The following is a 17,150-nucleotide window of genomic DNA, read 5'->3' as shown; positions in this document are numbered from 1 at the left end:
GCCGTCCTCTCATCGAGGCTCAGCCCGGACGACGGGCGGTCATCAGGATCCAGCCGTCCTCGCTGTCGCTGACCTCGAGCTGCAGCCAGGGCGCATAGGCCTGCTTCAGCTCGTCGGCCTGGCGCTCGAGGATGCCGGCCAGCACCAGATGGCCGCCGGGCGCGACATGGGCGCAGAGCAGCGGTGCCAGCAGCTTCAGCGGCGTGGCCAGGATGTTGGCCAGCACCAGCGGGTACTCGCCTTGTGCAGCATCGGGCAGTGCCGCTTTGAGCGACACCTTGTTGGCGGCCGCATTGGCCTCGCTGGAGATGACGGCGGCCGGATCGATGTCGACGGCGTCAATGTTCTGTGCGCCATGCAGGGCCGCGCCGATGGCGAGGATGCCCGAGCCGCAGCCGTAGTCGAGCACGCGCTTCCAGGGCTGGTTGTTGTCGCCATGGCCGGCGATCCAGCGCAGGCACATGCGCGTGGTCGGGTGCGTGCCGGTGCCGAAGGCCAGGCCCGGATCCAGGCGCATCACCTTGACGGCCTGGGCCGGTGCCTCGTGCCACGAAGGCACGATCCAGAACTCGGGCGTGATCTCGACCGGCGCGAACTGCGACTGGGTCAGGCGCACCCAGTCCTGCTCGGGCACCTGCTGGATGGTCTGCACATGCACGTCCGTGGCCCAGTCCTGGGCCAGCAGCAGCGTGGCGCATTCGGTGGCCTCGGCCTCGCTGGCGAACAGCGCCCGCACGACCGAGCGCTGCCAGCCGCTGCGCGCGACCGGCATGCCCGGTTCGCCGAACAGCGCCTTCTCGGCGTCGGTGTCGGCATCGGCATCCTCGACCGAGACCGACAGGGCGTCGACCTCCATCAAGGCATCGCTGACCGTCTCGACCGAATCTTCCGAGCAGATCAGCACCAGTTCGTGCAGGGCTTGCTGTTCACTCATCAGCGTTTGTGCTCGCTCATCCAGCTTTCAAGATAGTGAATGCTGGTGCCACCTTCCATGAACTTGGCATCGGCCATCAGTTCGCGGTGCAGCGGGATATTGGTCTGGATGCCTTCGACCACGGTCTCCGACAGAGCGATGCGCATGCGGGCCATGGCCTGCTCGCGGGTGTCGCCGTGGCAGATGATCTTGCCGATCATCGAGTCGTAGTTGGGCGGCACGAAGTAGTTCGTGTACGCATGCGAGTCCACGCGCACGCCGGGGCCGCCCGGCGCATGCCAGGTCGTGATCCGACCGGGCGAGGGCACGAACTTGACCGGATCTTCCGCGTTGATGCGGCACTCGATGGCATGGCCGCGCATCTCGATGTTGCGCTGGGTGAAGGGCAGCTTCTCGCCGGCGGCGATGCGGATCTGCATCTGCACGATGTCGATGCCGGTGACCATCTCGGTGACCGGATGCTCGACCTGCACGCGGGTGTTCATCTCGATGAAGTAGAACTCGCCGTTCTCGTACAGGAACTCGAAGGTGCCGGCACCGCGGTAGCCCATCTTCTTGCAGGCGGCGGCGCAGCGGTCGCCCACCTTCTCTATGGTCCGGCGCGGAATGCCGGGGGCCGGTGCTTCCTCGATGATCTTCTGGTGGCGGCGCTGCATGGAGCAGTCGCGCTCACCCAGCCAGACCGCGTTCTTGTGGCTGTCGGCCAGGACCTGGATTTCCACGTGGCGCGGGTTCTCCAGGAACTTCTCCATGTAGACCTGCGGATTGCCAAAGGCCGCTCCGGCTTCGGCGCGGGTCATCTGCACCGCGTTGACCAGGGCTGCCTCGGTGTGGACCACGCGCATGCCGCGACCACCGCCGCCGCCGGCGGCCTTGATGATCACCGGGTAGCCGACGGAGCGGGCGATCTTGATGATCTCCTTCGGATCCTCGGGCAGGGCGCCTTCCGAGCCGGGCACGCAGGGCACGCCGGCGCGGATCATGGCCTGCTTGGCCGAGACCTTGTCGCCCATCATGCGGATGTTGTCCGAGGTCGGGCCTATGAAGGTGAAGCCGCTGCGCTCGACGCGCTCGGCAAAGTCGGCGTTCTCCGACAGGAAGCCGTAGCCCGGGTGGATGGCTTCGGCATCCGTCACCTCGGCCGTGGCAATGATGGCAGGCATGCTGAGGTAGCTCTGGGCCGATGGCGCCGGGCCAATGCAGACGGCCTCGTCGGCCAGCTTCACGTACTTGGCGTCGCGGTCGGCTTCCGAATAGACGACGACGGACTTGACGCCGAGCTCGCGGCAGGCGCGCTGGATCCGGAGGGCAATCTCCCCCCGGTTCGCAATCAGAATCTTCTTGAACATGATCGATCGTCCGTCGCGTTTACTCGACGATGAACAGCGGCTGGCCGAATTCCACCGGCTGACCGTTCTCGACCAGGATCTTGGTGACCGTGCCGGTCTTGTCGGACTCGATCTCGTTCATGATCTTCATCGCTTCGATGATGCAGATCGGCTCGCCTTCCTTGATCTGCTGGCCGACCTCGACGAAGGGCTTGGCATTGGGGCTGCTGGAGCGATAGAAGGTGCCGACCATGGGCGATTTGACCTGGTGGCCGGTCTCGGCGGCCGGAGCTGCGGCCACCGGAGCGGCCGCGGGCGCGGCGGGCGGCGGCGCGACCATGGCGGGGGCGGCCATCGCGGCCGGCATGGCCTGGGCCATGGGCACCATCACCGTGCCATCCGATTTGACGATGCGCACCTTGCCATCGGCCTCGGTGATCTCGAGTTCCGAAATATTCGACTCGGACACCAGGTCGATCAGGGTCTTGAGCTTGCGCAGGTCCATGAGGTCATCTCCAACGGGATAGGTTGTATTGGTTTTCCAGTGCCGGGCGAGCCCGAGACCAGGCTTGTGGCCTAGGCCGGTCGGGCCAGCTTCTCGAGCGCGTACTGCAGTGCCAGCCGGTAGCCCAGCGCCCCGAGGCCGCAGATCACACCGTCGGCCTGGTCGGAGAAATAGCTGTGCTGCCGGAAGGGCTCGCGCTTGTGGATATTGGACAGATGGACTTCGACGAAGGGCAGCGCCACCCCGGCCAGCGCATCGCGGATCGCGACGCTTGTGTGGGTGTAGGCGGCCGGATTGATGATCACGAAGCGGCATCCGTCCCGACCCGCCGCCTGGATGCGGTCGACCAGGGCACCTTCATGGTTGCTCTGGAAGCATTCCAGCTGGACTCCAGCTTTCGCTGCGATCTCCACGAGATCGGCATCGATTTCAGCCAAAGTTCGCGAACCATAGATCTGCGGCTCCCTGTTGCCAAGGAGGTTCAGATTGGGTCCGTGAAGTACCAGAATTTGCATCAGCGACGCGTCCTGACTCATTAGAGCGTGGACACTAGAAGCGAGAAGGGCCGGACTTTACGCTTTTTAGACGCCATTTCCGCCAACTAGGCAGAAATATATCGCTTGACGCGTTCAGGCCTTTGAGCTGGCCATGTTGGCCAGCTCTTCGAGCGTGGTGGGCCCGAGCTTGCGCCAAAACACCCGGCCGTCCGTGCCGAAAGCCACGCTGAACGGCAGGCCGCCGCTGGGGTTGCCGAGTGTGCGCGCCAGCTCGGCACCGGTCAATCCGGTGACTCCCAGGTCGAAACCCAGGGGCAGCTTGGCCAGGAATTTCTGCACCGCCTCGACCTGGTCGATGGCCAGGCCGACCACCCGCCAGCCCTTGGGACCCCAGGCCTGGTGGAAGCGGTCCAGCTCCGGCAGCTCCTTGACGCAGGGCGGGCACCAGGTGGCCCAGAAGTTGACCAGCACCGGCTGGCCGCGCAGGCCGGCCAGGGCCAGCTTGCCGCCGCCGGGCTGGTCGAAGCTGGACGACCAGAAGGCTTCCAGCGCCGGGTCGGGCTGGGCCGGCTTGGCCTGCTGACGCCAGGCGACCGCGATGCCGGCAGCGGCGGCGGCCAAGCCTACGCCTATCACCAGCTTGCGCCGGCCGGGGCCGGATTCAGGGCTGCTCATGCTCTTCTTCCTTCTTGATCAGCTGGCGCAGCGCCGCCAGGTCGCCGCGCTCGCTGCGGCCGCGCGAGTCGGGCTTGAGCGCACCGCGCAGGTCGTCGTGGTCCAGGATGCTCAGCTGCAGGATGACCGGTTCGCCCAGTTCCCGGCAAAGCACGGACAGGCCCAGCACGTCGATCTGCTTGCCGCGGACCGTGGCGCTGCCAACCTCGTAGTCCACGCCCTGGTTGATCAGGCCGATCTCGGCCGACTTGCTGTCGTCGCAGAACAGCTGCAGGTGAATGTTGGACAGCCGCGTGGCCGTGCCGCGCCAGACGGCGCCGGTCAGATGGGGCCGGAACTCGGCCAGCCGCTCCATCCAGACCGCGGCCAGCGAGCGCAGCGCAGCCAGCTCGGCCGGCTGGGTGTCGGCGCAGAACAGGGCCAGGTAGTCGCGCACCTGGTCTTCCAGCTCGTCGTTGTCAGGCAGATCGGCCTGGCGGCCCAGGCCCAGCTGGCGGACGGCGCGCTGCTTGGCCGGTCCGTATTCCAGACCTTCCTCCACCACCAGCCGCGCGGCGGTGGCGGCGATCTCCTGGCTCTGCTGGCTGCTCATGACGGCGCTCAGGGTAACTCGACCGCCGGCATCCGCGCCTCTATGGTCGCGGCACGGCCCAGCACATAGGGCGAGGAAGGCCGCTTCTCGAAGCGCTTGGGCGCCGGCAGCATCACCGCCAGCCGGGCAGCCTGGTTGGGGCTCAGCTGGCGGGCATCAATATGGAAGTAGTGACGGGCCGCCGCCTGGGCGCCGAACAGGCCTTCGCCCCATTCCACATTGTTCAGATAGATCTCCAGGATGCGCTGCTTGTCCAGCAGCGCCTCCAGCATCAGCGTGATCGCGAACTCCTGGCCCTTGCGCGCGAGGTTGCGTTCGCTGGACAGGAACAGGTTCTTGGCCAGTTGCTGGGTGATGGTGGAGCCGCCTACCACCTTGGCTGCCGGCTTGGCGGCGGCGACCGGGTTGCGGGCGGATCGCTTGTCGGCCCGGGCCTGTTCCCGCTGGTTCTTCTCCCAGGCCTTTTCCATCGCGTCCCAATCGACCCCGCCATGGTCGGCAAAGCCGGCGTCCTCGCTGGCGATGACCGCCCGGCGCAACTGCGGCGAGATTTCGGCCTTGTCCACCCATTGCTGGCTCCACAGCAGCTGGTGCTTCTCGACCGCCAGGCGCCACATCTCGGAGCGCTGGAAGCTGGTCGATTCCGGCCCCAGTACCCGCATCAGGGCGATGCGGCCGGCGAAATACAGCTGCAGCGACAGCACGCCCAGCAGCAGCAGGATCAGCAGACGCAGGGCTTGCTTCAGCATTGGGGCGGCCTCAGGCGCCCAGTCCGGCGCGCAGTTGCGCCAGCACCGGAGCGGTTTCGGGCCGCACGCCCCGCCACAGCTGGAAGGCTTCGCCCGCCTGCTCGACCAGCATGCCCAGGCCGTCGCGGCCCTCGGCGCCGTGGGCTGCCGCCCAATCGAGGAAGGGCCGAGCCTTGGGGCCGTACATCATGTCGAGCGCCAGGGCGCCGGGCACCAGCACATCGGGGCCGACCGGTACACCGGCGCCGGCCAGGCTGGCCGCCGTGGCATTGATGATCACGTCAAAGCCGCGGCCGCAGTCCGCCAGCGAAGCCGACTTCAGCTGCACGCCATGGATCGAAGCCCAGCTTGAATGCGAGGCGACCAGGGCTTCGGCCTTGTCCACGCTGCGATTGGCCAGCACCAGTTCCGACGGCCGCGCGGCCAGCAGCGGGCCCAGCACGCCGGCCGAGGCGCCGCCCGCGCCTATCAGCAGCACGCGCTTGCCGGCCAGCGGCCGCTTGGCATTGATCTCGATGTCGCGCAGCAGGCCGATGCCGTCGGTGTTGTCGGCCAGCCAACCCTCGGCGTCGAAACGCAAGGTATTGGCCGCGCCGGCCAGCAGAGCGCGCTCGCTGCGCCGCGGCGCCAGCTCGAAGGCCTCGAACTTGAAGGGCACGGTCACGCTGCAGCCCTTGCCGCCCTCGGCGGCGAACTGCTTCAGCGTGGCGGCGAAGCCCTCGAGCGGGCAGAGCAGTCGGCCGTAGTCCAGCAGCTGGCCGGTCTGGGCTGCGAAGGCCGCGTGGATGCGCGGAGACTGGCTGTGTTCGACCGGGTTGCCGGCCACGACGTAGCGATCCATGGGTTCTTTCCTAGCGGCCCGACAGCGAAGTCTCCAGGCCTTCGTCCCGGGTGAACTTGAAGCGCGAGGTGATCACCAGCACCTCGGCGCCGCGCCGCATGGCATTGGTGAAATTGCCGAAAGGTGCGGCCGCGCTGACGATGGCCTCGGCCCGCCGGTCCAGGTTGGCGTTGCCGGACGAGGACACGATGTCGGTTTCTATGACCCGGCCGCGCTGGTCCACATGGATGTTCATGGTCAGCTCGCCATAGAGCTTGCGGCCCTGGAACTCGGGGAAGTCGCGGGTGCCGCGCTCCTCGATGCGGCGGCGCAAGGCGTCGTAGTACTGGGCATAGACCACCTCGCGCGTGGCCGGGCTGATGTAGCGCTTGCGCGGCCGGGCGTTTTCCTCGTTCACCCGCTTCTCTATGGTGGCCAGGATCTGCACCAGCTGGCGGCGCTTCTCGGCCTGCTCCCTGGCCTCAGCCGAGCCCTTGTCGCGCTTGGGGTCGGGCGCCGGCAGCAGGGCCAGGTCGCGGCGCAGCTGGGCCAGCAGCTGTTGCTGTTGCACCTGCAGGTCATCGATGCGGGCGCGCTGGACTTGCGTGGCCTCGCCTATCTCCAGCACCTTGGAGGGCGGCAGCGGCGAGGTGGCGCGGCCCACGTCGGTGTTGCCACCGCCGGCCAGGTTGGCCTGGGCCAGCACCTGGGGCTTCTCGGACGCCTCGTTGGCCTGGGTGTTGACCAGGACCACCTCCAGCGGCGTGTCCTGGAAGATGCGGTTGAAGCTCTCGGGATCGACGATGCGCAGGGCCAGCAGCGCGGCATGCACGGCTGCCGAAATCAGCAGGGCCAGGTGCAGGGTCGAGAGCTTCTTGGCCGTCATCGTCAGGCGCTGCTGCCTTCTGTCGTGCTTGGTGATTCTTCGGCGTTGACGTCGATGGCCAGGGTCAGCGGTCCGCTCACCTCGGCTTCGTCATCCTCGCCCTCTTCACCAGTTGCTCCAGCAGCCTCGTCCAGGCGCTCGACCAGCGAGGCATGGACGTCCAGCGTCATCTCGTCCAGGCCGGTGATGCGGACCTTGACGTGGCTGCCGCGGTCCAGGCCTTCGCAGCCCAGGGCGCGGAAGACCAGGGGCAGGGCGTCGGCGCGCACCAGGCCGTCCTTCATCACGGTGGCCGTCAGCTCGGTGATGCCGTTCTGCGCCAGGTGGCGCAAGGTCCAGTAGCGCTCGATGGCCGACTGGTAGCCGTTGTAGGCCGAGTAGGCGGCATCGAAGCCCGAGATGATGGAGAACAGGGCCGCGTCCTTGGGCTTGAACGGCGCCACCAGGGCGGCCGTGCGGCCGTGGCGGGCGCAGGCAATGATCTGCCACTGGTTGACCAGGTCCACGTAGCGGCGCAGCGGCGAGGTGGCCCAGGTGTACTGGGCCACGCCCATGCCGGCGTGCGGCAGGGCCTTGGTGCCCATGCGCACCTTGATGCCGGGCGCCAGGCTGGCCTGGCTGCGGTAGATGCCGGGCAGGCCCAGCTCGTTCAGCCAGCCGCCCCAGGTCGAGTTGGCCAGGATCATGGCCTCGGCCACGATCAGGTCCAGGGCCGTGCCGCGGGCGCGGGTCGAGATGGTGACCTGCTCCGTGCCGTCGGGCTCGCGCTCGCCGTTGCTGTCGAGGCGGAAGTTGTAGTCGGGCCGGTTGAAGGTCTCGGGCTTGCCGCGCACCACTTCGCGCTGGGCCTTCAGATGCTTGGCCAGGCGGAAGGTGAAGGCCAGCTCGTCGGCAAACTCGTAGCTCGCCGGCTCGGCGCCGCTCAGCGTGGCCTCGGTGATCACGCCGTCCAGCTTGTCGTGGCGCAGATTGCTCTTGATGGGCACGCGCTCCAGCCTGGTCTCGCTGCCCTTCACGGCCAGCGTCGCTTCGTCCAGGGTGACGTAGAGCGACACTGCCGGGCAGTCGCGGCCCTCGATCAGCGTGTAGGCCTGCACCACCTCGTCCGGCAGCATGGTCAGCTTCCAGCCCGGCATGTAGACGGTGGAATAGCGGTCGCGCGCCACCTTGTCCACGGCCGAGTCCGGCTGTATTGCCAGGCCCGGCGCGGCGATATGGACGCCGAACACCACGGTGCCCGTGCCCAGGCCCTGGACCGACAGCGCATCGTCGATCTCGGTCGTGGCCGAGTCGTCGATGGAGAAAGCGGCGACGCCGGCCAGCGGCAGCTCGTCCTTGATCTCGGGGGCCGTGAGGGCCGGGAAGCCCGTGCCCTTGGGGAAGTTCTCGAACAGGAAGCGCTTCCAGTGGAACTGGTAGGCGCTGGTGATCGCGCCGGCGTCCTTGAGCAGGTCCAGCGGCGCCTTGTGCGAGCGCTTGCTGGCCTCGACCACGGCCTTGTACTCGGGGCCGTTCTTGTCCGGCTTGAACAGGATCTTGTAGATCTGTTCCTTGATGGCGGCCGGACAGCTGCCGCCGGCCAGCTCTTCGGCCCAGGCCTCGATCTGCAGGGCCTGCTGCTTCTTGCGCTCGATACCGAGCAGGGCGGCCTTGACGATGTCCTCGGGCGCCTTCTTGAACTGGCCCTTGCCGGCGCGGCGGAAGTAGTGCGGTGCCTCGAACAGCCGGAACAAGGCCGCCACCTGGTGGGCGGTGCTGGCCTTGGCGTCGAAATAGTCGCGCGCCAGGTCGGCAAAGCCGAATTCGGATTCGGGGGCGAACTCCCAGGCCAGGTCCAGGTCGATCTCCAGGGCCAGACGCTGGCCCTCGGCGATCAGCTCGGCGGGGCTGGGCTTGTCGAACTTGAGCAGCACATTGGCTGCCTTCACTTTGACGCGCTTGCCCGATTCCAGCTCGATCTGCATCGAGCTTTCTGCTTCGGACATCACGCGGCCGGCCAGGAATTTTCCGGCTTCATCGAACAGGGCGAACATAGGTCGGCGATTGTCGCCGATCCTCGCGCCCGGCCCGGCCGCTCAGCGCTCAGCGGCCGGCGATCCTGCGGCGCCACAGGCCCAGGCCGGCCAGCCCGGCCAGTGTCAGGGCCAGCGAGCCCGGCTCCGGCACGCTGCTGCCAACGCCGCCGCCGTCTTCGCGGGCGCTCAGCTGGTAGTCGAGGACGAACTGGTAGAGCGCGCTGGAGTAGCCGGGATAGGCACCGGCCAGCTCGATATGCAACGCCTTGTCCGTGAAGCTGGCCACCGCATCGGCATAGGCGGCCGAGTCGTAGCTGACGGCAAGGCCGCTGAAGCGCTCGCCGACCAGGTCGTCGAACTTGAGGTCCAGGGTCAGCGGCGCATAGCTGTAGCCGTATTTGTCGGTGTAGATGTCGATGAAGATGCGGCCGCTGGCCGGGTCGATGTTCAGGTACAGCGGCGCACTGCCATAGCCCACGCCGGCCAGCTCGTAGCCGGCGCCGACCGTGCCGCTGCGGGTCTGCAGGCCGCTGTCATAGAGCTGCCAGCCGTAGTAGGCGGCGTAGTCGATGCGGGCGTCGAAATGCTGGTTCAGCAGCGAGGCCCGGGCGGGCAGGGCTAGCAGCAGCAGGGCGGCTGCGGTGGCGAGTAGGCGCATGGCGGTCTCCGTCGAGTCAAGGGCGGTGGCCGACCAAGGCCGTCACCGGGCTCAACGGGTCTACGCGGGAAAGCGCCGCCAAACAGCTCAGCGATCAGCCGGACCCGCTGCCGAGCCGGCTTTTCAGCCAGCTGCGCGCCAGCGTCCAGTCGCGCTTGACCGTGGCCAGCGAGATGTCCATCACCGCCGCGATCTCTTCCAGCTCCAGGCCGCCGAAGTAGCGCAGCTCCACCACCCGGGCGGCCCGCACGTCCTGCTGCTCCAGCTGTTCCAGCGCGCGATGCAGGTCCAGCACCTCGACCGGCGCGGCCTCGGTGGCGGCTTCCAGCTCGGCGGCGCTCAGGGTCACCAACTCGGCGCTGCGCTTGTCGGCCTGGCGGGCCAGGGCATGGTCCACCAGCACACGGCGCATCATCGTGGCGGCGATGGCCATGAACTGCTCGCGGTTCTCCCAGGGCTTGTTCTGGCCGTCCAGGCGCAGATAGGCCTCGTGGGTCAGGGCCGTGGCCGACAAGGTGTGCTGCGGCCTCTCATGCCGCAAGCGCCCGTGCGCCAGCCGACGCAGCTCGGCATAGAGCTCGACGAACAGCGTCTGCGTGCCTGCCGGTTGAACTGGCGCCCTATCGCTCAAGCATTTCTCCTGTGTGAGCCGCGCGGCCGGCCTTTCCCGCGTAGGCCAGTACAGCCCCGTTTGGAGAACCCCATGCAAGCCTTCGCCGCCGATTTCCGGATTCTGGCCCAAGCCACTTTGCTGACGCTGGCCCTGGCCATCGGCTCCACTCCCGCCCATGCCGGCCTGTTCGACCTGCTCAAGCCCACCGAGAAGCCCTTGGTGCTGACCGAGCAGAGCGACTTCGCCGCGGCCATGAGCCAGACGGCCCAGAAGCCCGTGCCCCAGCTGACCCTCCGCGACAAGACGCCGCCGCGCCTGGGCATCAGCAGCTTCGAAGTGCGCTACATCACCGACAACAGCGTCTCCCAGACCAAGCGAAGCATCGGCATAGGCCAGACCCGCGAGGCCCGTGCCAGCGTCCAGTACCAGCTGGAGGCACCCGGCCCCGATGTCTACCAGGCGCTCACCGACGGCATGCAGGCCCAGCTGCGCGAGCTGCTGACGGCGCGCGGCTATCAGCTGCTCAGCAACGAAGAGATGCTGGCCGATGCCGAATTCGCCGCCCAGGTCGCCGCCACGCCGCGGGCCGCGCAGCGCGAGCCGGGCTTCTTCAGCAAGAGCGGCGAGGTACTGACCTTCGGCAGCGGCACCGTCGACGGGGGCCGCTTCATGATGGGCATGTCCGACATCAAGCGGGCCGAGCGCCTGGGCCCCGATGTCGGCTTCCTCAAGATCATCCTGGTCGTGGACTTCGCCTCGCTGCAGGAGATGGGCCTGGGCGAGCGCATCAGCGCCGGCGCCGATGCCGGCGTCAAGGCCAAGGTCGGCCTGGCCATTGCCACCGAGCCGGCCGGCAACAGCCCCAGCCAGCTGCACATGTTCACTTCCCTGGGCGGTGTGCCGGTGCCGCTGATGCGAACCATCTATCTTGAGCAGCCCATCGCCAAGTCCGTCACCGCCATGGGCGAGAGCACCAGCGAGGCGGCCATCGGCTTCCTCAAGGCCCTGGCCGGCGGCGGCAGCAAGGGCGCCCGCTACAAGGTCACGCCGGCCGACGACTATGCCGAGCAGATGGCGGCCGGCCTCAAGCTGGTGGCCCGCATGCTGGCCGAAGCGCTGCCGATGCGGGCAAGCGCTAAGTAGTCGGCGGCTGGGCGACCCGCAGAATCCATGCACCCCCACGCCTGACGGACCGCCCTGTGAGCACTGCCGCCACCGGATCCTCGCCCCTGAGCCCCGAGCAATGGGCCGAGCTGCGCCGTTTGTTCGAGCAGGCGCTTGCCCTGCCGCCGGAGCAAAGGGCGGCACTGGCCGACCAGGCCGGGCTGGACGCGGCGGTGCGCGGCGAGCTGTTGTCGCTGCTCGCGCAGCAGACCGATGCCGGAGCCGGCCGCCTGCTGCTCGATCCACTGCTGCCGGCGCAGGCGCCCGGCGGCCGGCCCGGCCTGCGGCTGGGTGGCTGGGCCCTGACCGAGCTGCTCGGCCTGGGCGGCATGGGCGAGGTCTGGGCGGCGCGCCGGGTCGACGGGCGCTTCGAAGGCGAGGCAGCAATCAAGCTCCTGCGCCAGGGCCTGGACGGCGCCGCCGTGCAGCGCCGTTTCGCCCAGGAGCAGCAGGCGCTGGCGCGCTTGCACCACCCGCATATCGCCCAGCTGTTCGATGCCGGCCTCAGCGAGGACGGACGGCCTTACTTCGTGATGGAGCGGATACAAGGCCAGCCGCTGGACCAGGCGGCCAGGTCGCTGCCGCTGCGCGAACGGGTGGGCCTGATGCTGCAGCTCTGTGAGGCCGTGGCCCATGCCCATGGCCAGCTGCTGGTGCATCGCGACCTCAAGCCCGGCAATGCACTGGTGGATCGCGAGGGCCGGGTCAAGCTGCTGGACTTCGGCATCGCCAAGGCCCTGGATCCGCTGGAGATGCGCCTCGAAGCCGGGGCCGAACCCTTGACGCTGAACGGCCAGCGGCCGTTCACCCCGGCCTATGCCAGCCCGGAGCAGGTGCGCGGCGAGCCGGTCTCCACCGCCACCGACATCTATTCGCTGGGCGTGCTGCTCTACCAGCTGCTGGCCGGCTTGTCCCCTTACGGCCGCGAGGCCACGACCCCGGCCGAGCAGGCCCGCGCCGTGCTCGACGAGCAGCCCCAACCACCCAGCCTGGTGGCGCAGCGCCCCGAGCTGCGCGGCGACCTGGACAACATCGTCATGAAGGCGCTGGAGAAAGAGCCGGCGCGGCGCTATCCCACGGTGCAGGCCCTGCATGACGACCTGCGCGCCTGGCTGGACGGCCTGCCGGTCAGTGCGCGAGCCCAGGACTGGCGTTATGTGCTCGGCAAGCTGATGCGCCGCCACCGTGCCGCCGTGGCGGCTCTGGTCGTGGGTCTGTTCGGGCTGCTCGCGGGTGGCAGTGCCGCAGCCTGGCAATGGCGCGAGACCCTGCATGCCCGTGAACTGGCCGAGTCGCGGCTGGCCGCAGTCAAGCAGTTCAACCGCGGCGTGGTGCGGCGCATGGGCCAGGCCTTGAGCAACCTGCCTGGCGGCATGCAGGCCAAGGAGGCTATGCTGCGGGACACCTTGGACAGCCTGGAAACCCTGGTGGCCCAGGCCGAGAGCGATCTGGACCTGCTGGGCGACCTGGCCATCGTCTACGAGAGCATTGCCGAGATCCAGGGCAACGACACCGGCCTCAGCCTCGGCAAGGGCCGCGAGGCCGAGCGCAATGCCAGCCGCGCGATCGACTATGCGCGCCGCGCCTGGCCGGCCAAGCAGGGCGACCTCGAGTTCATCCAGAGCTACGCCAACATGCACATCATCCGGGCCTTGCAGGCGCGCGCCGATGGCCGCATGGACGATGCCCTGGGCCTGGCCCGGCAAAGCGAGGACATCCTGCAGACCGGCCTCAAACGCTTTCCCAAGGAGCGTGAGCTCCAGGGGCCGCTGGCCCAGACCTGGCTCTACATCGGCCAGTTCCACGATGCCAGCGGCCGGCCCAGTCTCAACAAGCCGGCCGTGGCCCTGGAATGGTTCCAGCGGGCCAGCGCGGCCTTCGAGGCCATGGAGGCGGAGCAGCACCACCGCGAGATCGTCCACGAACTGGGCACGCTGGCCGGCGCCCGCTCGCGCAGCCTGGTCAATCTGGGCCGGCTGGACGAGGCATACGAGTTCGAACAGAAGGCAGTGGCGAACCATGAGGCGGAGCTGAGGGAGGAGTCGCACAACCTGGGCGCGCGGAGCAGCCTCGCGGTGGAACTGTCGCACCTGGCTTTCACCGCCTGGCGGCGCGGTGACGCCTCGGCTGCCGAGGCCAGCAGCCGGCGCAGTCTGGCGCTGCTGGACAGCATCATCCAGACCGAGGGGCCGCAGAGTAAATGGGTGCAGACGCGCAAGCTGCTGGGCGCCCACCTGGGGCGGGCCCTGCTGGCCCAGGGCAAGCCGGAAGCGGCGGTGCAGCCGCTGGAGATCGCGCTGGCCGCCTCGCCCCAGCCCGATGCCGGCAAGGCGGCGCCGGCGATGTGGAAGTCGGTCCTGCTGCGGCGCAGCTGGCTGACGGCCGACCTGGCGGGCGCGCTGGCCCAGACCGGCCAGCCGGCCCGGGCCCTGGCGCTGGGCCGAGAACAGCTGGCCTTGTTGCAGGACTTCGTGCAGCGCCAGCCGCAGGATCGCGATGCGCGCGTGGTGCTCAGCCGCCTGACCGGCTCGCTTGCCGAGCTGCCTGGTGCCGAAGCCGGGTGGCGCGGCGAGGCCTGCGCCGGCCTGCGCCAGGCAGCCCGGACCCAGGCCCTGGCGCGCGACGAGCAACGGCTGGCGACGCGGGTCTGCGGCGGCGCCTGATCCGTCCGCCGTAGGCGCTGCCGCGGCCGACGCGGCCGGGTGCCGTGGCTATCATGCGGACCCCGTCCAAGCCCCCGTCGCCACCGCCATCACGATGAGACCAGCCGATCGACTCCGGGCCTTGCTGCTGGGCCTCTTGCTGTGGCTGCCGGGTCTGGCCACGCCGCTGCTGGCCGAGGGCCTGGACCTCGGTGAATCGCTGGCCGTGCTGCTCCTGAGCCTGTTCGTGCTGGCGGTGCCTTTGTGCCTGCTGCAGCGGCTCAAGCTCTACTTCCTGCTGTGGCTGCCGCTGATCCCGCTGATTCCGGTCTATGTCTTCCTGTGCGCCTACTACCGCAGCGTGCCGGGCGACGTGCTGGTGTCGGCGGCCCTGCACAGCAGCCTGCGCGACGCCTGGACCATGGTGGCCTCGTTCGGCTGGATGCTGCTGTGGGTGCCGGCCTGTGTCGTCGTCTATCTGGTGCTGCTCGTCGGCCTGGGTTCCGAGGCACGCTGGCGCTGGCGCCGGGCCACGCTGGCCGGCGTGCTGCTCTATGCCATGGTCGGGATGCTGGGTCGCCAGGACCTGGCGCATTACGTCAAGCTGCCGCCGCTGTTCGACAACCAGGCGGCCAGCCTGGTGTTCCCGCTGAACCTGGTGCTGTCGGTGCAGCGCAGCCTGGAACGCGACCGGCAGGACCGGGCCATGGCCAGCGTGCAGGGCCGCAGCGAAAGCACGGAACCGATGCTGGTGGTCCTGGTGATCGGCGAGAGCGTCCGGCGCGACCACCTGAGCCTCAACGGCTATGCCCGGCCCACCACGCCGCGCCTGGACAGTCGCAGGCAGGAGCTGGTCTCGTTCAGCGACGCCGTGTCCACCGCGCAATGGACGGCCGGCGCCGTGCCCCGCCTGGTCAGCTGGGAGGCCCCTGAGGGCCGCGCCTCGCTGGTGCAGACCTTCCGCGAGGCCGGCTTCAAGACCGCCTGGCTCTCCAACCAGGAGGTGTCCGACCTGAGCCGCCAGGCCGACGTGCTGGATCATTCCACCAGCGCTGCCGAGCTCTACTTCCGCAAGGACATCAGCCTGCTGCCGCCCTTCGAATCCTTCGTCCGTCAGGGTGGCGACCGGCGGTTCGTGGTGCTGCACATGATGGGCAGCCACTTCCCCTACGAAGACCGCTATGCGGCCGATGCCCGGCAGTTCCGGCCCACGCTGACCGATGCAGGCATCTCGGGCCAGCCGCAGGTCTCGCACCGGCTGGAGACGATCAATTCCTACGACAACACCCTGGTCGCCCTGGATCAGTTCCTGGCTCGCCTGATCGATTCACTGCGCACGCAAGCCGGCCCGGCCCTGCTGATCTACACCTCGGACCATGGCGAGGCCTTGTTCGAGGGCGAAGGCGGCAAGCTGTTCATGCACGGCCGGCCCGTGCCCAGCTGCATGGACCTGGACGTGCCCTTGATCATCTGGTCCAACGAGGCCTACCGCCGGCAGCGCGGCGAGGCCGTGGCCGCGCTGCGGGCCCATGTCGACAAGCGCATCAGCCACCAGGACCTGTTCGCTACCACGCTGGACCTGGCCGGCGTGCGCTGGAGCGGCGAGGCCGCCGGCAGCAGCTTTGCGTCGCCCGGCTTTGTCGAGCGGCCGCGACCGGTGCAGGCCTTCCTGGGCAGCCCGGCGACGACCTACGAGGCCGTCTGCCCGGCCCGGCCGGCGCTCAGACCGTCATCCCGCCCGACACCTCCAGCACCGCGCCGTTGACGTAGCTGGCTTCGTCGCTGGCCAGGAAGGCGTAGACGCTGGCGATCTCTTCCGGCTTGCCCAGCCGGCGCAGCGGCACATGGGCCTGCATCTCGTCGATCACCTTCTGCGGGATGGTGCCGAGGATGGGCGTCTCTATGAAGCCCGGCGCCACGGCATTGACGCGCACGCCCTTGGGCCCCAGTTCGCGGCTCCAGGTCTTGGTGAAGCCGATCACGCCGAACTTGGCGGCGGCGTAATTGGTCTGGCCGAAGTTGCCGTAGATGCCAACCACGGACGAGGCATTGAGGATCACGCCGGCTCCTTGAGCCACCATGGTGTCGGCCACGGCCTGGGCGCAGTGGAAGACGCCGCGCAGGTTGACGTCGATCACCGCGTCGAACTGGGCCAGCGTCATCTTCTGCAGCCGCGCGTCCTTGGTGATGCCGGCGTTGTTGACCAGCACGTCGATGCGGCCGAACTCCTCCAGCACGGCGGCGACCATCAGGTCCACCGACACCCGGTCGGTCACGTCGACCGTGTGGCCCTGGGCGGTGGCGCCCAGCTTCTGGCAGGCCTCGACCGCGGCTTCCACGCCCTCGGGACGCAGGTCGCAGACGACCACGCTGGCACCCTCCTGGGCGAACTTCAGCGCGGTGGCCAGGCCAATGCCCTGGGCGGCGCCGGTGATGATGCAGACCTTGTTCTGGAGTCTCATAGCTGTAGAAAGTCCGTCAGTTCGTTGAGGTAGTCGTCGAAGTCCGAGAGCCCATGGTCGCTGCCTTCCAGCAGCTTGATGCGGCACTGGGCGTAGCGGGCGTGCATCTCGTGCCAGTCCAGCACCTCGTCGCCCTTGGCGATCACGGCCATGAGGCGCTCGGGATGGGCCAGCGGTCCGACGGCCAGCTGGCGCAGCTCGTCGACGAATTCGGCGCGGAAGAAGAAATGCTCGTCGGGGTTCTGCCAGCAGGTCTGCTCGCCTATGTAGGCGGCCAGGTCGCGGGCCGGATCGACGGCCGGGTTCAAGAGCACGGCGCGGCAGCCGCGCTGCTGGGCGACAAAGGTGGCATAGAAGCCGCCCAGCGAGCTGCCCATCACGGCCATGGTCGCGGCCGGCCAGTCGCCGGTCAGCGCGGCCACCCGGGCCATGGCTTCGCGGGGCGAGGGCGGCAGCTGAGGGGCGGCGAACACCAGGTCCGGGCGCTGCTCCTTGACCCAGCGCGCCATGCGCAGCGCCTTGGCCGAGGCCGGCGAGGAACGGAAGCCGTGCAGGTAGAGCAGATGGGTGCTGGACATCGCCGGCGAGTCTATGCGACGAAAGCCGGAAT

The 17,150-nt window shown here is 68.6% G+C and carries 17 protein-coding genes; 3 read left to right on the top strand and 14 right to left on the bottom strand.

The window, feature by feature from the left end:
- Positions 1-19: 19 nt before the first annotated feature.
- The 12 genes from prmA to QT382_RS16315 all read right to left on the bottom strand — a co-directional run bounded on the left by prmA (position 20) and on the right by QT382_RS16315 (position 10,290).
- Positions 20-916, bottom strand: coding sequence for a 50S ribosomal protein L11 methyltransferase (prmA, locus tag QT382_RS16370; protein WP_289255479.1), 897 nt, complete (start codon positions 914-916; stop codon positions 20-22).
- Between the two features lie 17 nt (positions 917-933).
- The gene (accC, locus tag QT382_RS16365; RefSeq protein ID WP_289255157.1) at positions 934-2,283 is read right to left on the bottom strand and encodes an acetyl-CoA carboxylase biotin carboxylase subunit; all 1,350 of its coding nucleotides are present in this window, start codon (positions 2,281-2,283) and stop codon (positions 934-936) included.
- A 19-nt stretch (positions 2,284-2,302) separates the two neighbouring features.
- A complete protein-coding gene (gene accB, locus QT382_RS16360; protein WP_289255156.1) occupies positions 2,303-2,767 on the bottom strand; it encodes an acetyl-CoA carboxylase biotin carboxyl carrier protein in 465 nt (154 codons plus the stop codon).
- Between the two features lie 71 nt (positions 2,768-2,838).
- Positions 2,839-3,285 carry a type II 3-dehydroquinate dehydratase gene (gene aroQ, locus QT382_RS16355; protein ID WP_289255478.1) on the bottom strand — a complete coding sequence of 149 codons (447 nt, stop codon included), beginning with the start codon at positions 3,283-3,285 and terminating at the stop codon, positions 2,839-2,841.
- Positions 3,286-3,396: 111 nt separating this feature from the next.
- Positions 3,397-3,939 (bottom strand): TlpA disulfide reductase family protein, encoded by a 543-nt coding sequence (locus tag QT382_RS16350; RefSeq protein ID WP_289255155.1) that lies wholly within the window; start codon positions 3,937-3,939, stop codon positions 3,397-3,399.
- On the bottom strand, positions 3,926-4,531 hold the full coding sequence (locus QT382_RS16345) for a hypothetical protein (RefSeq protein ID WP_289255154.1): 606 nt from the start codon (positions 4,529-4,531) through the stop codon (positions 3,926-3,928). The genes QT382_RS16350 and QT382_RS16345 overlap by 14 nt, the downstream gene beginning before the upstream one ends.
- 8 nt (positions 4,532-4,539) lie before the next feature.
- On the bottom strand, positions 4,540-5,280 hold the full coding sequence (gene mtgA, locus QT382_RS16340; protein ID WP_289255153.1) for a monofunctional biosynthetic peptidoglycan transglycosylase: 741 nt from the start codon (positions 5,278-5,280) through the stop codon (positions 4,540-4,542).
- A gap of 10 nt (positions 5,281-5,290) precedes the next feature.
- On the bottom strand, positions 5,291-6,121 hold the full coding sequence (gene aroE / locus QT382_RS16335) for a shikimate dehydrogenase (protein WP_289255152.1): 831 nt from the start codon (positions 6,119-6,121) through the stop codon (positions 5,291-5,293).
- A 10-nt stretch (positions 6,122-6,131) separates the two neighbouring features.
- Positions 6,132-6,986, bottom strand: coding sequence for a cell envelope integrity TolA family protein (locus QT382_RS16330; protein WP_289255151.1), 855 nt, complete (start codon positions 6,984-6,986; stop codon positions 6,132-6,134).
- A gap of 2 nt (positions 6,987-6,988) precedes the next feature.
- Positions 6,989-9,019, bottom strand: a complete 2,031-nt coding sequence (locus QT382_RS16325) for a ribonuclease catalytic domain-containing protein (protein ID WP_289255150.1) — start codon at positions 9,017-9,019, stop codon at positions 6,989-6,991.
- Positions 9,020-9,068: 49 nt separating this feature from the next.
- A complete protein-coding gene (locus QT382_RS16320; RefSeq protein WP_289255149.1) occupies positions 9,069-9,659 on the bottom strand; it encodes a PEP-CTERM sorting domain-containing protein in 591 nt (196 codons plus the stop codon).
- Between the two features lie 94 nt (positions 9,660-9,753).
- Positions 9,754-10,290 carry an ECF-type sigma factor gene (locus QT382_RS16315; RefSeq protein WP_289255148.1) on the bottom strand — a complete coding sequence of 179 codons (537 nt, stop codon included), beginning with the start codon at positions 10,288-10,290 and terminating at the stop codon, positions 9,754-9,756.
- 72 nt (positions 10,291-10,362) lie between these two features.
- Between QT382_RS16315 and QT382_RS16310 the strand changes: the two genes are divergently transcribed.
- The 3 genes from QT382_RS16310 (at position 10,363) to QT382_RS16300 (ending at position 15,843) form a co-directional block, all read left to right on the top strand.
- Positions 10,363-11,415, top strand: coding sequence for a hypothetical protein (locus tag QT382_RS16310; RefSeq protein WP_289255147.1), 1,053 nt, complete (start codon positions 10,363-10,365; stop codon positions 11,413-11,415).
- Between the two features lie 56 nt (positions 11,416-11,471).
- Entirely contained in the window at positions 11,472-14,099 is a 2,628-nt protein-coding gene (locus QT382_RS16305) for a serine/threonine-protein kinase (RefSeq protein ID WP_289255146.1), read from the top strand.
- Between the two features lie 94 nt (positions 14,100-14,193).
- Positions 14,194-15,843, top strand: coding sequence for a phosphoethanolamine transferase (locus tag QT382_RS16300; protein WP_289255145.1), 1,650 nt, complete (start codon positions 14,194-14,196; stop codon positions 15,841-15,843).
- Here the strand turns inward: QT382_RS16300 and fabG are convergent.
- The gene (gene fabG, locus QT382_RS16295) at positions 15,800-16,540 is read right to left on the bottom strand and encodes a 3-oxoacyl-ACP reductase FabG (RefSeq protein WP_289255144.1); all 741 of its coding nucleotides are present in this window, start codon (positions 16,538-16,540) and stop codon (positions 15,800-15,802) included. The genes QT382_RS16300 and fabG overlap by 44 nt on opposite strands.
- Positions 16,537-17,118 carry a YqiA/YcfP family alpha/beta fold hydrolase gene (locus QT382_RS16290; RefSeq protein WP_289255143.1) on the bottom strand — a complete coding sequence of 194 codons (582 nt, stop codon included), beginning with the start codon at positions 17,116-17,118 and terminating at the stop codon, positions 16,537-16,539. The genes fabG and QT382_RS16290 overlap by 4 nt, the downstream gene beginning before the upstream one ends.
- Between the last annotated feature and the right edge of the window lie 32 nt (positions 17,119-17,150).

Source organism: Pelomonas sp. SE-A7, assembly GCF_030345705.1.
Classification (GTDB): Bacteria; Pseudomonadota; Gammaproteobacteria; order Burkholderiales; family Burkholderiaceae_C; genus JAUASW01.
The sequence above is the reverse complement of the archived record's forward strand: the minus strand, read 5'-3'. Positions and strand labels throughout refer to the sequence as shown.

Bases quoted from the DNA above. Each gene is read 5' to 3' on its own strand.
- aroE (WP_289255152.1), bottom strand. From the start codon at position 6,121: ATGGATCGCTACGTCGTGGCCGGCAACCCGGTCGAACACAGCCAGTCT.
- QT382_RS16330 (WP_289255151.1), bottom strand. From the start codon at position 6,986: ATGACGGCCAAGAAGCTCTCGACCCTGCACCTGGCCCTGCTGATTTCG.
- QT382_RS16350 (WP_289255155.1), bottom strand. From the start codon at position 3,939: ATGAGCAGCCCTGAATCCGGCCCCGGCCGGCGCAAGCTGGTGATAGGC.
- QT382_RS16290 (WP_289255143.1), bottom strand. From the start codon at position 17,118: ATGTCCAGCACCCATCTGCTCTACCTGCACGGCTTCCGTTCCTCGCCG.
- QT382_RS16345 (WP_289255154.1), bottom strand. From the start codon at position 4,531: ATGAGCAGCCAGCAGAGCCAGGAGATCGCCGCCACCGCCGCGCGGCTG.
- fabG (WP_289255144.1), bottom strand. From the start codon at position 16,540: ATGAGACTCCAGAACAAGGTCTGCATCATCACCGGCGCCGCCCAGGGC.
- QT382_RS16325 (WP_289255150.1), bottom strand. From the start codon at position 9,019: ATGTTCGCCCTGTTCGATGAAGCCGGAAAATTCCTGGCCGGCCGCGTG.
- accC (WP_289255157.1), bottom strand. From the start codon at position 2,283: ATGTTCAAGAAGATTCTGATTGCGAACCGGGGGGAGATTGCCCTCCGG.
- QT382_RS16320 (WP_289255149.1), bottom strand. From the start codon at position 9,659: ATGCGCCTACTCGCCACCGCAGCCGCCCTGCTGCTGCTAGCCCTGCCC.
- QT382_RS16300 (WP_289255145.1), top strand. From the start codon at position 14,194: ATGAGACCAGCCGATCGACTCCGGGCCTTGCTGCTGGGCCTCTTGCTG.
- mtgA (WP_289255153.1), bottom strand. From the start codon at position 5,280: ATGCTGAAGCAAGCCCTGCGTCTGCTGATCCTGCTGCTGCTGGGCGTG.
- QT382_RS16310 (WP_289255147.1), top strand. From the start codon at position 10,363: ATGCAAGCCTTCGCCGCCGATTTCCGGATTCTGGCCCAAGCCACTTTG.
- accB (WP_289255156.1), bottom strand. From the start codon at position 2,767: ATGGACCTGCGCAAGCTCAAGACCCTGATCGACCTGGTGTCCGAGTCG.